This is a genomic window from Bradyrhizobium sp. INPA03-11B (assembly GCF_040446015.1).
Classification (GTDB): Bacteria; Pseudomonadota; Alphaproteobacteria; order Rhizobiales; family Xanthobacteraceae; genus Bradyrhizobium; species Bradyrhizobium macuxiense_A.
In genome coordinates, this window is record NZ_JASGSR010000043.1 from 30219 (window position 1) to 43450 (window position 13232).

The window sequence follows — 13232 nt, forward strand, 5'->3', positions numbered from 1 at the left end:
GGCGGCCCAGCACTGCCAGGACGCCTCATGGACGGCCGTGGCGCCCTTGTTCCTTCCGTGATATACGTAAGAATATAGCGAGGTCGGCGAAGGACCCGTTTGACCAGGGAGAGCAAAGCCTATGAGTGATTACAAGCTTCTCATCGACGGCAAGATGGTACCCGGCGACAGCACGATGCCGGTGCTCAATCCGGCGACCGAAGAGGTGGTGGCGCAATGCCCGCGCGCCTCCAAGGAACAGCTCGACAAGGCTGTCGCCGCCGCGAAGGCCGCCTATCCGGCCTGGGCCGCAACGCCGATGGACGAGCGCCGCAAGCTCGTCATCAAGATGGCCGAGGCGATCGAGGCCAACACCAACGAGCTCGCGCATATCCTGACCAGCGAACAAGGCAAGCCGCTCGCGGATGCCACCGGCGAGGTGATGGGCATGGCGGGCTTCTTCCGCTATCTCGGCTCGCTCGATCTGCCGATGCGCGTGATCGAGAATTCCGGCGACCGCAAGGTCGAGGCCTATCGCCGCCCGCTCGGCGTGGTCGGCGCGATCATTCCCTGGAACTACCCGCTTCTGATTCTTGCATTCAAGTTGCCATCGGCGCTGCTCGCCGGCAACACGCTGGTGGTGAAGCCTGCGCCGACCACGCCGCTGGCCTCGCTGCGCTTTGCCGAGCTGGTCAAGGACATCCTGCCGAAGGGCGTGCTGAACGTCATCGCCGACGCCAACGATCTCGGCGATCACATGACCAAGCACCCCGACATTCGCAAGATCTCCTTCACCGGCTCGACCGCAACCGGCCAGAAGGTGATGGCCAGCGCATCGCAGACGTTGAAGCGGATCACGCTCGAGCTCGGCGGCAACGATGCCGGCATCGTGCTCGACGACGTCGATCCGAAGAAGGTGGCGCCCGGCATCTTCGAGGGCGCGTTCCAGAACTCCGGCCAGGTCTGCCTCGCCATCAAGCGGCTCTATGTGCACGAGTCAGTCTATGACGAAATCTGCAACGAGCTGGTCGCGATCGCCAAGAACACCGTGGTCGACGATGGCTCCAAGCAGGGCACCAAGCTGGGCCCGCTGCAGAACAAGATGCAGTACGAGAAGGTGAAGGCGTTCCTCGACGACGCCCGCAAGAACGGCAACGTGATCGCCGGCGGCGCCGCGATGGACCGTCCCGGCTACTTCATCGAGCCGACCATCGTGCGCGACATCAAGGAAGGCTCCAAGCTGGTCGACGAGGAGCAGTTCGGCCCGGTGCTGCCTGTGATCAAATACTCCGACAAGGATGACGTGATCCGCCGCGCCAACGCCACCACCTACGGCCTCGGCGCGTCGGTCTGGTCATCCGACATCAAGCGGGCGCATGAGATTGCGACCCGGATCGAGGCCGGCACGGTGTGGATCAACAAGCATCTCGACATGGCCCCGAACATTCCGTTCGGCGGCGCCAAGCAGTCGGGCATCGGCACCGAATTCGCCGAGGAAGGCCTCGCCGAATTCACCCAGCTGCAGATCATCAACGGCCCGCCGGCCGCCTGATCCGACAAACGTGCGGCCGCGACGCCTTGGCTCCCCTTTGGCGCCCCGGCCGCCTCTCCCCTTCACAACGAACAGAGCCCATCATGTTCGATGCCCAATCCGACCTTGCCGCCCTGGTCTATGACGACAATGACGATCCCGACGCGATCCTGCGCGCCTTCGCCTCCGACCTGAAGGCGCACGGCACGCGCGTCGTCGGCATGGTGCAGACGGGCCAATGCGCGGATTCCAGCCTGTCGGCGGTTCTGGTCCATAGCGGCGAGACGCTGCTGCTGGCGCAGCCGCCAAACCCAAGTACTACAAGATCCGGCGCCACCGGCTGCAAGCTCGACCTGTCGCGGCTGCAGGACGCAGGCATCCGCGTCGCCGGCGCGCTTTCGGCCGGCGCCGATCTCGTCATCATCAACCGCTTCGGCAAGCGGGAACGCGACGGCAAGGGCCTCGGCTTCCTGATCGAGCGCGCGCTCGGCACCGATATTCCGGTCGTGATCGCGGTGTCACGGCAGAGCTTCGGGGACTGGATCAAGTTCGCCGGCGGGATGAGCGTGAAGCTCGCCTGCGACCGCCACGCCCTGGATGCCTGGTGGCGCAACGTCTCGCTGCGAACCGCGGCCCGGACTGCGCCGGATCACACCACGGTGTGCGAGGCGTTCAAATAGGCCTGCTTCGTAGGATGGGTGGAGCGAAGCGATACCCATCAAATGTCCCCGCGCGGCGAGATGATGGGTATCGCTGCGCTCCACCCATCCTACGCGGCCCGTCATTGCGAGCCACCCGGTCGGCGCGAAGCGCCGCCGGACGACAGGCTCCGCGAAGCAATCCATGCCTCAGCGTGCGCGGGACGATGGATTGCTTCGTCGCTCCGCTCCTCGCAATAGCGGAGAGAGTTACAGCGTTTCCTGCTTGTGGTCACAGTTCTTGCAGGTGAACTTGACGCGGGTCTGGCCCTTTTCCGCCTGCACCCGGTTCGGCGCGCCGCATTTGCCGCAGACGGCCTCGATCCGGGTCGTGCCCTGCTTGATGACCAGGTTCCGTTTTTCCATGGTCTCGCGGATCAGGCGTTCCGCCTCCTCGCGCAACGATTGCTTCGACATCATCCCACCGGTCATTGGTTTGCGGGCGGCGTCATAGCACGGCCGCGTGAAGCTTTGACAGGGGGTACCGATCAGACGATCAAGCGATCCACCGGCATCCGGTAGTGCCGCGATTTCAGCGGTTTGGCCGATCGGCCGACGCGGAACACGTTGACGAGGCGCAGGTCGGCACCGACCTTGCCGAGTTTTCGCAGCCGCTCATTGAAGTCAGGATGATCTGCCAGCGCCGAGATCGGGCATGCCACGAGCCCCGCGCGATCGACCTCCAGCCAGCTGCGATAGAAATGCCGTCCCGTCGTGAGTGGATCCTCACCGACCGGGCGGCAGAACAGGACGATCGCCGAGGCCGATGCGGTCTTGGCGCGGTCGGCGAGCAGCGCTGCGGCGAGGCCGAGACGATCCAGCGGCCTGAACAGGCTGCCGAGCACGAAGCGAGCGGCGGTGGCCTCGATCGTGCTCATGGCAAGCGCATCCCGATTGAGACCATCAAGCAGATAGTGCGGATGGCTGGGCGACAGCCGCATCCATTCGAGCAGCTCGGCCCGATAGTCGTCGCCCTGCACAAAGGAGAACTCGGCCTGGTCGGCCCAGCCGGCGATATCGGCAATCGTCCGGCGATGACTGATGCAGATCAAATCGTCACGCGCGACGGCAAGCTGCACCAGCGGCGCGGTGTCGTCCGGCGACGCTGCGAATCTGCCCCGCCACGACGTGCGGTGCGCCACATGCTCCGTAAGCGGATCGGGCGCGACGCCTTGCCGGATCGCAAAGCTGCAAAGCGCGGCAAATTGCGGCGACAGCGGCTGCTCGATCGTGGTCATGGCCGTGATCGCAAGGCCGCGGCGGTTGAGCGCGAGGCTCATGCCCTCCAGCGCCGCGCCGTGCGAGACGAGCACATCGTGCCCGGCGGGGTCAGCGACCGGCGCGCGCACGCTGATATCGTCGACCAGCGCCAGCCGCCCGTCGCCGAGCAGCCGCCAGCGGGTCGGCTGGATGTTGTGGACGCTCGGCGCCAGCCGCGCCTCCGCGACCAGCTCACGCAGCAGATCGGGCGTCAGTTCGCTCATGCCGCGGCCAGCCGCTTGGTGAACAGGTGCAGCCGGTGCAGCGGCATGGCGCCGGCCTTCTCGACCTGGCGCAGCGAGGGAGCATTGATGTCAGCGATCCAGGTGCCGCCGAGCGTGCGGTAACCGGCCTGCTGCAATGCCAGCGCAGTGCGGTAGAGCATCGCGCCGTTGAGGCCGCGATTGTGCAGGTCGCGGCAGACCGACTGATAGATCAGCACGGCGCGCGTGTTCAGCATGCGGTGCTGCACGAATCTGAACGGCGCGGTCAGCCCGATCCGGCCGCCGATCGCCTTGATCAATGGATTGAGGTCGGGGATCGCGATGATCGCGCCGGCGGGGCGGCCGCGGTGATAGACCACGATGGAAATCCGCTTGTCGATGATCCACATCATGTCGCCGGCCTGGAATAGGTACTCGGCCGCGGTCGGCGGCACGAACATCGGATTGTCGGCAAAGCCGTCATTGAGGATGAGGCGCGCGTCCTCCAGCCGCACCTTGAAGGCGGAACGCTTGATCGGCTGCCAGACAAAGTCCTTGTCCGCGAGCACCGCGCGCTGCTTGTCGCCGAGCAATTGCTCCGGCTTGCCGCCGTCGAGCGCGATCTCGAACGTCGTCATCGGGAAGGTCGCAGCATAACCGGCGCGTTCGAGATGCTGCGCGATATGCGGCGGCGACCACATCATGTCGGTGAACGGCGCATGGTCGAACCCGTCGGTCATGACGCCGATCTGCTGCATCGCGGTCAGATTGAAGTTGCCGGCGATCCGGCTCATGCCACGCGCCGACAGCCATTGCTCTGCGGCGCGCAGCAGCGCATCGGCGACCTCGACATCGTCGATACAGTCGAAGAAGCCGAATGCGCCGTGACGGGTGCCGTGCTTGCGGTTCGAGGCATCGTGGATCGAGGCGGCGATGCGGCCGACCGGCTTTCCGTCGCGATGCGCCGAGAACAGCGCATAGCGGCCGTGGCCTTCGGTGACGAAGGGATTCTTCGCGGCATCGAACATCCGGTCGAAATCGCTCCACAGCGGCGGCACATAGAGGCTATCGGGCCCATAGGCATTGAGGGCGGCGTCGAATGCCGACTTGCGATCGCCCTCCCGGATCTCTGTTGTCATTTGGCCTCCGGGGTCAGCGCGAGCAGCCGCCGCACCAGCGCCAGCGCGGTTTCGGTGGCGGGATCGGCCGCGGTCACCGGCACGGCAAGCACGATCAGGTCGAGCGGATCATGGCCGAGCACGATGACATGGGAGGCGCTATTGGCAGTCATCAACGAGACCATGCGCTCGGCGGCCGGGTCGGTCAGGGGCAGCCCCCACGGCGCATCGGACCGGCGCAGCACACGCCTGGTCGACAGGAAGTCGTGGAGCAGCGACGGGTCGTACAGCGCAAGCTCGTCCTCGCGGAAGCGCCGCGCGCTTTCGAAGATCGGATGCCGCGCGAGCTCGGCGATCAGCTGCTCGCGGGTCTGCGCCGGCGAGGCCGCGACCGAATTGAGCACGCCCGGCTCCTGCGATTCGAACAGCGCGCGCAGCGCGTCCGTCATCAGTCCGATGGTCAAGACGCCGGCGATCGCGACCGCGACGAAGCGGACCATCTGGGCGGCATCGACTTCGGGCGCCATGAAGGCAGCGGCGAGGCCGAGCAGGCCCGAAGAGATCAGCCGCAGCGTCATCATCGCGAGCCCATGCCGACGGGTCTCGGCGCCGCCGCCGGCGATCAGCATCACGGTCACCGTGAGCAGCGCACCGAGCGCGCCGAGCCGGACCGGGATGTCGGGAAACAGCGTGCGGAAATCGGTGAGGATGAACGGGATCACCACCAGCGCGCCCACCGCCATGCGGCCGATGCTGCGGTTTTCCGAGGCCATCAGCGCGGCGCGCTCGCGCGTTGCCAGCAGCAGCGCGCAGGTGGCGAAGGCCAGCAGCTGGAACAGCGCCAGCGCGATCGCATAGGGCATCACGAAGCGCTGCAGCCCGAAGGTGCCGCCGAGACCGAGCAGGATGCCGCCACCGAGCGCTGCGATCTTCACCGGGCGCGGCGCATGCCGCCGCAGGATGCCCTCGGTGACGATCAGCGCGCCGAGCGGGATCAGCGCGGCCGGGATCACCGAGAGGCGGTCGAGCACAAAGCTTCCGCTCCACCACGCAAGCCCACGGTCGAGGAACAGGAGCGCGATCACGCCGAGCGCGAGCAGCAGGCGGCGGGTCAGCGGGCTCCGCGGATCGCGCCGATAGAACGTCATCATCGCCACCGCGACGCCGATGGCGCCGCAGAGATTGACGATGGAATCGGCGATCACCCCCGAGGTCATGCGACGCCCGTCAATTGATCGATGGCCCGCCGCACCAGCGGGCGCATCAGGGCGGCGATCAGCGGATTGCGCGGCTTCTCGATCGCAGGCCGGTGCGGGTTGAGGAACCAGCCGCGGCAATCGGTGCCGGAGGTGCGGCCGAGGATCAGCGCCACCGCCTCATAGGCCATCAGCATGCCGGTCGAGATCACCATCGGCGCGAACGACATCCGGCTGCGGCGGCCGGCCGCGACTTCACCGGCGATCGTGAGGTCGACATAATTGCGCGAGGAGGAGTGCAGCATCACATGCTCGATCTCGGCACGCATCGCGGCGCGGCGGTCGTCCTCGGTGATGGCTTTCCAGTCCTTGCCTGTTGTCGGAAAGCCGAGGCGCTCTTCGGGCCGCGGATCGTGCGGGCGCACCACGATCACCGACGGCAGCGGCGACATATAGGCGTCGATCACGGTTGCATCCGCGCGCTTCGCGGTCCGGTACAGGTGCACGCCGGCGGCGATGTCGTCCATGCCGTTGACGATGACAGGACAGCGTTCGGCAATCGCGGGCAATTCATCGGTCCAGTTCTCGCCGAGCACCTCGATCTCGATGGTCGGATTGATCCGCTTGGCGGCCTCGGCGGCGACCGCGGCCTTCTCGCGGCCGACCTCGTCGGCGAAGGCGAACACCTGGCGATTGAGGTTGGAGACCTCGAAGCGATCGATGTCGGCGATCACGAACTTGCCGACGCCGGCGCGCGCCAGCGCCATGAAGGCCGCGCCGCCCATGCCGCCGACGCCGCAGACGAACACCCGCGCCTGGCGCAGCAGCTGCTGCTCGTGCTCGTCGATGAAGCCGATGTTGCGGCCGGTGAAGGAGTAATAATCGAAATTCATCGCACAGCTCCGCTGTCCTGCCGGCGCGGCCGCAAGGTGCCGAAGGCGCGGCTGTCGTCCAGCCAGTAGACCACCGGCAGCACCAGCCGTTGCAGCGCCAGCATCGCGGATGCTGCGAGCAATGCCGGCAGCGAGCCCGAGGGCACCTCGCTCATGACATAACGGCGCGCGCCGGCCAGATCGACGCGGCCGAGCTGCAGCACATCGTCGCCGCGGCCATAGTCCAGCTCGCGTTCGCAGAATTCGTTGTAGACGGCATTGCGATGTTTCGGCGCGATCTCAAAAGTCTTCTTCAGCGCGTCCGATCCGCCGGTATAGGCGTTGGTGATGACCGAGCGCGCCTCGTCGAAGCCGGCCTCCTCGCCGACGCCGAACACCGCGCGATGCCGCGCCATGATGCCGCGCGCGAGCTGCAGATGCGCAAAACTCTGCCGCGCGCCCGGCAGCGGCGACGGAAACACGTCCGAGAAGGTGTCGCTGACCATGCCGACCACCGCCGGCACCTGGGTGACGTTGGAGATCCATTTCGGCCGCAACCCGTCGCGGGCAAACAGCACCAGGGCGGTCAGGCCGTAGAGCACCCAGGACAGTCCCTGCCCGCGCACATCGGGATCGACCATCACGAGGCCGAGATGGGTCACTTCAGCCGGCTCGCCGTCGAGCGGCACCTCCATCACCGACAGCGCGTTGAAGGCGATCGGCCGGCCGGTGTCTTCCTCTGAGATTACGGTGACGACGGCGCGCGACAGCCGCTCCGGCTCGCCGGAGAAAATGCCGTAGGTCAGGCTCTCCTCGGGCAGCGTCTTGGCGGCGACGATGCGCAACTGCCAGACCAGCGCGTCGAGCTCGTCCTTCGGCAGCGACAGGCCTGGGGATTCGACGATACGGGTGCGCTGCCCGGCCTGGGTGCGCAGGGTGAGATCGATGGTCGGCTGCGACAGCGCCTTCAGCCAGAAGCCGGCATGGCTGCGCAGGCCGTCAAGGGCCGCGCGCGCCTTCGCAAGTCCTTTGGCAAAACCCCTGCCGCCGCGCGAAGCCGGGGTCGGATCATCCGTGGACGCCATTTCTCTGTCCCTCGGGCGCGATCTCTGCACTCGCCCCTGTTAAGGAGCGATGAGCGCAACCTGACGCGCTTTGCCGCAGGGTAAACAAGGCCTTCCGGAAACGAAACAAGTTGGGTGTAAGGGGGGCAGTCTATCCACCCCGTCATTGCGAGCGAAGCGAAGCAATCCATCGTTCCGCATATGCTGCGCGATGGATTGCTTCGTCGCTTCGCTCCTCGCAATGACGTGGAGGGCTTGGCATTTGCCTCAGGCGAAATCGGCGGGTGAAGAAACACCCGCCGCTTCGTCCCTGGCTCAGCCTCAAGCCGCCTTGGAGACTTCCATCAGCAGGCGCTCGGCCTTGGCGTCCTCGATGCGGTTGACGAGCCTGCTGCTCTCGTGGTTGTCGCGCACAGTCTTGGTCAGCGCGATGCAGGTCTGGATCAGCATCACGATGCCCATCGTGAGGTAGCCCTGCATCCAGGGGCTGATCGGCAGGAAGAACACGCCGATGGCGACGAGGAAGGCGGAAGCCGCGAAGGACGCGTAGGTGAAGGTGACCCAGGCGCCGCTGTGGGGTTGGATGGTCTGGTTCATGGTCGTCTCCTTGATGTTGCGAGGTTGGAAGTTGGCTTGCTTTCAGGCTTGCAGTTCAGGCTGCAGGCGGGCGCTTGGCTTTCAGGCGCGCCAGCACGTCGTCGGCAGTCGATTTCATGCGCGGACCAAAACCCTGCTCCGCGAGCTTCTCGGCGACGACGACCGGTCCCGAGGCGGTATCGATCTCGAACAGCGCGTCATCGGCCGCCTGGATCTCCATCTGCCGCTCGCGCAGCCGCTTCAGCGTCGCTTCCGCTTCCGGCAGCGTCGACTCGTAGGGCCGCGCCGCCTCGATGCCGCTCCGGCGCAGCGAACGCACCGCCTCCGAGGCACGGGCGAGGCGCCGGCCGCGATCGAGCTCGGCAATCCGCGCCTCGGCGTTGGCGACGTGACGCTTCAGCCGGGTGATCTCGGTGGCGAACAGCGTGCGCGCGGTCATCGCGGCATCGCGTTCGGCTTCGAGGTTGGCGATCGCCTGCGCGGCTTCGCGGGCGAGGTCCTCGCGGCCGCCCTCGAGCGCCGCCGATGCGCGCACCTCGAGATCGGCGATCCGCGCGTTGGTGGCCTCGAGCCGCCGGCCCTCCTGCGCGTCGCCGGCGATCGCGAGTGCCAGCGTCCGCTTCGAGCGGTCGACCGCGGCGGCCGCGTCCCGCATCTGCTGGTCGAGGACGATCAGCGCGGTCCGGTCTTGCAGTTCCTCCTCCGCTGCCGCCACGCCGCCGCGGAAAATTGTCAAAACAGTTTTGAACATTTGATCGCTCCCTGTTATGAGCATCGCTCATGAATCTCTTGTACCACATAATGAGCACCGCTCAAGAATTATTTGAGCGACGCTCACGTCTGTGGTTAACGATGGGTGAAACATGTCCAAGGCATTGGAACGACGGGCAAAACTGCGCGAAGCGCTGATCGAGGCAGCGGAACGGGCGATTGCGGCGAAAGGTCTCGGTGGCCTGAAAACCCGCGAACTGGCCCAGGAAATCGGGGTCGCCAATGGCGGCGTCTACAATCTGGTCGAGGATGTCGACGAGTTGATCCTGCGGGTCGGCTCACGCACGCTGGCCCGGCTGGATGCGTCGCTGTCGCTGGCCGAGATCGGCGGCTCGGCGGCGCCGCGCGAGATGCTGGTGCGGATCGCGGTCGCCTATTGCGACTTCGCCGCCGACAATCTCGAACTGTGGCGCGCGCTGTTCGAGCATCGCATGCAGCCCGGCAAGCCGGTGCCGGAATGGGCGATCACCGAGCAGATGGAATTGTTCCGCCACATCTACAAGCCGCTCGCCGCGCTGTTTCCGCAGCGTTCGCCGGCGCAGCTCGGCGTCACCGCGCGCAGCCTGTTCTCGGCCGTGCACGGCATGGTCGCGCTCGGACTGGAGCACAAGCTGATCGCGGTGCCGATCGGCCAACTGCGCAGCGAGATCGCGACATTGACGCGCGCAATGGTCGACGGGCTGACAGCGAAGAAGGAATAGAGCCTACCGTTACCTCATCGGCGAAGTACGCTCGTAGACATTGCCGGACTGTGATTCAACCACAGGGTTGCTGTCACGGCTTTCATCTACTAACATTCTTCGTTGTCTGAAGCATGCATAGCAAGAAACGGATCTATTTGAATGAGCGGGTTACAGGTTACTGACGTTGCCGTACCGGAGTTGCTTAAAAAGTTGAAGCGCGGCGAATGGCTCGTACCGGAATTCCAACGTCAGTTTGTTTGGACCGTTTCAGACGCCATTGAGCTAGTTAATTCTATCTTCGAATCGCGCCCGATAGGTATGGCAACTCTCTGGGAGCAACCGGATGAGACGGAGCTACCACTAGAGCCTATCTCGATTCCTGATGATCCGGGCGACGAGGACCGAAAGGCAAAGTTTTTTGCTCCGTTGAGCGCACGACCTGCGAAGGTCTATGCCATTTTGGACGGCAAGCAGCGGTGCACGTCCATCGCGATGGCCTTTGGAGGATTGAAATCGAAGAATTCCGGCCTCCGTTTTGCCGGTCGATTCTATGTGGATGTTGCCACCGAAGATCCAGCCCAAAGAACCGTCTTTCTCAAAGATTCTGAGATCAGAAAGCGGCATATTGAAAATGACGCGGCCTGCATCGCCGCAGGGCTTTTCCCGCTTGCGAGCAGCATCGAGGGAGAAGAAATACTAGCTCAATGGATGCGCTATCTGCAGTCCATTCGGTCTCAGCAGTATTATCCAGGAGGAGTCCTTCCCTCGGAAGACGAACTTAACCGACGCGATAGCGTTCTGAAAGCTTGCTTCGAAGGGCTGGTAAACACGAAGCTGGCCGTCTACATCGTGCCACCGAACTACGTCCTGGGCGACATTTGCGATATCTTCGAGAAGCTCAACACCACGGGAACAAAAGTCTCTACAGTCGATCTAATTCACTCTTGGCTGTACTCCGACACTGCGAAAACGGGCGAAGGGCCGGTTTTGCTGCGCGATTGGATGGATGACCTTGGTCAACAGGATGGAGCTGTCGGTTGGGCATCATCCACTGATCGTCCCGAACTCGTCGCCCAAATTGTGACCGCCTGTTACATCGCGCTTGACCAAAAGCCCTCGCCGCGAAAGGTCGGAAGGAGCCACTCTGGTTCAATCGCATCGATAAAGTCCGGTGACCTACTCGGCGTCCCTACTGAGCACTGGAAGACCGTTACGGCCAACACCGAGCTAGTCTCAGAATTCCTCCGCGACTTTCAAGAGGTCGTCGCCGGCGGTAGCTTTCCGTACTCCGCCTGTCCCTACCCGGCTTCAGTGTCGGTTTATGTTGGGCTCCGCTGGCACTCTTACTTCGATCACGCCTCATTTGTCGATCGACCTTGGGCGCGCACCGAGGTTGATGCCTTGTTTCGTGCATTCTTTTGGAGAAATGCACTAATCAATCGGTATGACCAAGGCTTTCTCACCAAGCTTGGAACCGACTTGAAAGAGCTAAGGAGCATTCTCGATAGCCGCCCCAACTATAAAACTGTCTCTGAATGGGCAACGGCCGCGACCGTACACATCTCGCGCTATTTGCATGCACCACCATATGCGCCGCTCCCCGATGCGGAACTGCTATTCGAAGGTCTGACAGATGGTCGGCCATCTGGTGCCGCTCAAAAAGCGTACACTCTACCGATGCTCGCCGGAGTAAGAGCAGACTTGGTCGATCCTTCAATTTCGCTGCGCTTCCCTTCAAGCGAAACTGTAGAAATGCATCACATTTATCCGAAGGCTTGGTGCACAAATTCGAAGAGCGGAAAGCTTGCCAGCATCCTTGACAAATCGAAAGCTGGCAAAGACTGGGTGAATTCAATAGCGAACCTGATGCCACTCAGCCGACGTTCGAACAATGCCTGGAAGATTCGCCTTCCAGGTCAAATTATCTCTGAACAGAATATATCATTCTCTCAGATGGAAGAGCGGCTAAGGCCGCTCTTCATTGATAGAGAATGCTTCGAGCTGCTTACGACTGGCGTTGATGGCATTCCAAAATTTTGGGAGAGGCGCGCTAGTCTCTTGGTGAAGGATCTGCTTCGACGAACTGAACTTAAGCGCGTCCGGGTTCGAGTGCGTAAATCGTCAGGAAGCGCAGCGGCCGGTCCGGGTCGCAATTGCGAAACAGCGTGTGCGGGACGTCAGGGCGATCCTGCAAGGTTTCGCCGGCCCGGTATTGTCGCGGCGCGTCGTCGCCATAGGCCGACTCGGCGGTGCCTTCGACGATGAAGACCACGCCGCCGACCGGATGGCGGTGCAGCGGAGCAACGCCGCCGGGCGGATAGGTCACCTCGGCAACGACGAGCTCGCGATGATCGCCGGGCAGTGCAAGCCGCTCCAGCGTCTTGCGCGTGACGCCGGCAAACCCGGCTTGCGGCGCGTTTGCTTGACCGTCGTTTCCTTCAGCCATGGGAATTCTTCCTTGTCATGCGAACGATTGTATCCCGATCAGATCGGGCTGCGGTGACTATGGAGATGCTTCAGCGACGCAACAAGCGCCCACGCATTTCAATACGTGTCACACAGCTGGGTCGAAGTCCTTGCCACCCCTGCTTCGGCGTTGCAGGATTCCCGTGCGAAAATCTTCAGCAGTGGGCCTTGCATGAAAATGAGTATCGTCGAGACGCGATTGTCGGGAGTCGCCGCCCTGGCGCTCATCCTTGCAGCATCAGGTGTCACGCCGGCGTTGTCGGCGCAGGCTGTGCCGGAATGCTCGATGTCGGTGACATTGGCAGACTGGGGCGAGAATTCGACCGGCGATATCGACATCGCCTCCGGCGAAAGCTGCCAGATCCCGATTGGAATCCGCGGCACGGTGACGGATTCGTCGATCTCGCAGAAGCCGGCCTATGGCAAATTGAAGAAGATCAACCCGTCGACCTTCGAGTACAGGGCGAAGGCCAAGTACAAGGGCAGCGACAGCTTTGCCATCAAGGCGACAGGCAAGGGGCCGAAGGCCTCCGGCACCTCGGTCATCACCGTGCACGCCACGATCAAGTAATCGCTCTGGCGGCATTCCACTCCCTCTCCCCGCTCTTACCGGGAGAGGGTTGGGGTGAGGGGCTGCTTCCGCACACGCCGGCAACAGTTGAACTCGCGGAGACTCCCCCTCACCCGGATCGCATCTGTCGATGCGACATAGCCGAAGCTCCGCTTCGGCGTTCTTGAGAACGGCCGCCGAAGGCGGCCTACGCCTCTCCCCGCACGCGGGGCGAGGTGAAGCG

The 13232-nt window shown here is 63.8% G+C and carries 13 protein-coding genes and 1 pseudogene; 5 read left to right on the top strand and 9 right to left on the bottom strand.

Annotated features, from left to right (window positions below; genetic code table 11):
• The first annotated feature begins 121 nt into the window (after positions 1-121).
• Positions 122-1531 (top strand): aldehyde dehydrogenase family protein, encoded by a 1410-nt coding sequence (locus QMZ05_RS19590; protein ID WP_353702235.1) that lies wholly within the window; start codon positions 122-124, stop codon positions 1529-1531.
• Positions 1532-1614: 83 nt separating this feature from the next.
• Positions 1615-2190, top strand: coding sequence for a DUF2478 domain-containing protein (locus QMZ05_RS19595; protein WP_353702236.1), 576 nt, complete (start codon positions 1615-1617; stop codon positions 2188-2190).
• Between the two features lie 228 nt (positions 2191-2418).
• Here the strand turns inward: QMZ05_RS19595 and QMZ05_RS19600 are convergent, their stop codons facing one another.
• The 8 genes from QMZ05_RS19600 to QMZ05_RS19635 form a co-directional block, all read right to left on the bottom strand.
• On the bottom strand, positions 2419-2625 hold the full coding sequence (locus tag QMZ05_RS19600) for a hypothetical protein (protein WP_035651034.1): 207 nt from the start codon (positions 2623-2625) through the stop codon (positions 2419-2421).
• 71 nt (positions 2626-2696) lie between these two features.
• Positions 2697-3692, bottom strand: coding sequence for a hypothetical protein (locus QMZ05_RS19605; RefSeq protein ID WP_353702237.1), 996 nt, complete (start codon positions 3690-3692; stop codon positions 2697-2699).
• Complete coding sequence (locus QMZ05_RS19610; RefSeq protein WP_353702238.1) at positions 3689-4810, bottom strand: GNAT family N-acetyltransferase; 1122 nt, start codon at positions 4808-4810, stop codon at positions 3689-3691. The genes QMZ05_RS19605 and QMZ05_RS19610 overlap by 4 nt, the downstream gene beginning before the upstream one ends.
• Complete coding sequence (locus QMZ05_RS19615; protein ID WP_353702239.1) at positions 4807-6006, bottom strand: hypothetical protein; 1200 nt, start codon at positions 6004-6006, stop codon at positions 4807-4809. The genes QMZ05_RS19610 and QMZ05_RS19615 overlap by 4 nt, the downstream gene beginning before the upstream one ends.
• Positions 6003-6878, bottom strand: a complete 876-nt coding sequence (locus QMZ05_RS19620) for a ThiF family adenylyltransferase (protein ID WP_353702240.1) — start codon at positions 6876-6878, stop codon at positions 6003-6005. The genes QMZ05_RS19615 and QMZ05_RS19620 overlap by 4 nt, the downstream gene beginning before the upstream one ends.
• On the bottom strand, positions 6875-7942 hold the full coding sequence (locus tag QMZ05_RS19625) for a hypothetical protein (RefSeq protein WP_353702241.1): 1068 nt from the start codon (positions 7940-7942) through the stop codon (positions 6875-6877). The genes QMZ05_RS19620 and QMZ05_RS19625 overlap by 4 nt, the downstream gene beginning before the upstream one ends.
• Before the next feature lie 300 nt (positions 7943-8242).
• Positions 8243-8518, bottom strand: coding sequence for a YiaA/YiaB family inner membrane protein (locus QMZ05_RS19630; RefSeq protein WP_353702242.1), 276 nt, complete (start codon positions 8516-8518; stop codon positions 8243-8245).
• A 55-nt stretch (positions 8519-8573) separates the two neighbouring features.
• Positions 8574-9269, bottom strand: a complete 696-nt coding sequence (locus QMZ05_RS19635; RefSeq protein WP_353702243.1) for a PspA/IM30 family protein — start codon at positions 9267-9269, stop codon at positions 8574-8576.
• Positions 9270-9381: 112 nt separating this feature from the next.
• Here QMZ05_RS19635 and QMZ05_RS19640 point away from each other — a divergent pair, with 112 nt between their 5' ends.
• The gene (locus QMZ05_RS19640) at positions 9382-9990 is read left to right on the top strand and encodes a TetR-like C-terminal domain-containing protein (protein ID WP_050422870.1); all 609 of its coding nucleotides are present in this window, start codon (positions 9382-9384) and stop codon (positions 9988-9990) included.
• Positions 9991-10131: 141 nt separating this feature from the next.
• Positions 10132-12237, top strand: coding sequence for a DUF262 domain-containing protein (locus QMZ05_RS19645; RefSeq protein ID WP_353702244.1), 2106 nt, complete (start codon positions 10132-10134; stop codon positions 12235-12237).
• On the opposite strand, the pseudogene QMZ05_RS19650 reads toward QMZ05_RS19645, so the two are convergent.
• Positions 12146-12418, bottom strand: a pseudogene (locus QMZ05_RS19650) (cupin domain-containing protein); the annotation flags it as partial. The gene QMZ05_RS19645 and the pseudogene QMZ05_RS19650 sit on opposite strands and share 92 nt — an antisense overlap.
• Positions 12419-12610: 192 nt before the next feature.
• On the opposite strand from QMZ05_RS19650, the gene QMZ05_RS19655 reads away from it, so the two are divergent.
• Positions 12611-13009 (top strand): hypothetical protein, encoded by a 399-nt coding sequence (locus tag QMZ05_RS19655; protein ID WP_353702245.1) that lies wholly within the window; start codon positions 12611-12613, stop codon positions 13007-13009.
• Positions 13010-13232: the final 223 nt, after the last annotated feature.

Coding starts and splice junctions, on each gene's coding strand:
- QMZ05_RS19590 (WP_353702235.1), top strand. CDS start 122: ATGAGTGATTACAAGCTTCTCATCGACGGCAAGATGGTACCCGGCGAC.
- QMZ05_RS19595 (WP_353702236.1), top strand. CDS start 1,615: ATGTTCGATGCCCAATCCGACCTTGCCGCCCTGGTCTATGACGACAAT.
- QMZ05_RS19600 (WP_035651034.1), bottom strand. CDS start 2,625: ATGTCGAAGCAATCGTTGCGCGAGGAGGCGGAACGCCTGATCCGCGAG.
- QMZ05_RS19605 (WP_353702237.1), bottom strand. CDS start 3,692: ATGAGCGAACTGACGCCCGATCTGCTGCGTGAGCTGGTCGCGGAGGCG.
- QMZ05_RS19610 (WP_353702238.1), bottom strand. CDS start 4,810: ATGACAACAGAGATCCGGGAGGGCGATCGCAAGTCGGCATTCGACGCC.
- QMZ05_RS19615 (WP_353702239.1), bottom strand. CDS start 6,006: ATGACCTCGGGGGTGATCGCCGATTCCATCGTCAATCTCTGCGGCGCC.
- QMZ05_RS19620 (WP_353702240.1), bottom strand. CDS start 6,878: ATGAATTTCGATTATTACTCCTTCACCGGCCGCAACATCGGCTTCATC.
- QMZ05_RS19625 (WP_353702241.1), bottom strand. CDS start 7,942: ATGGCGTCCACGGATGATCCGACCCCGGCTTCGCGCGGCGGCAGGGGT.
- QMZ05_RS19630 (WP_353702242.1), bottom strand. CDS start 8,518: ATGAACCAGACCATCCAACCCCACAGCGGCGCCTGGGTCACCTTCACC.
- QMZ05_RS19635 (WP_353702243.1), bottom strand. CDS start 9,269: ATGTTCAAAACTGTTTTGACAATTTTCCGCGGCGGCGTGGCGGCAGCG.
- QMZ05_RS19640 (WP_050422870.1), top strand. CDS start 9,382: ATGTCCAAGGCATTGGAACGACGGGCAAAACTGCGCGAAGCGCTGATC.
- QMZ05_RS19645 (WP_353702244.1), top strand. CDS start 10,132: ATGAGCGGGTTACAGGTTACTGACGTTGCCGTACCGGAGTTGCTTAAA.
- QMZ05_RS19655 (WP_353702245.1), top strand. CDS start 12,611: ATGAAAATGAGTATCGTCGAGACGCGATTGTCGGGAGTCGCCGCCCTG.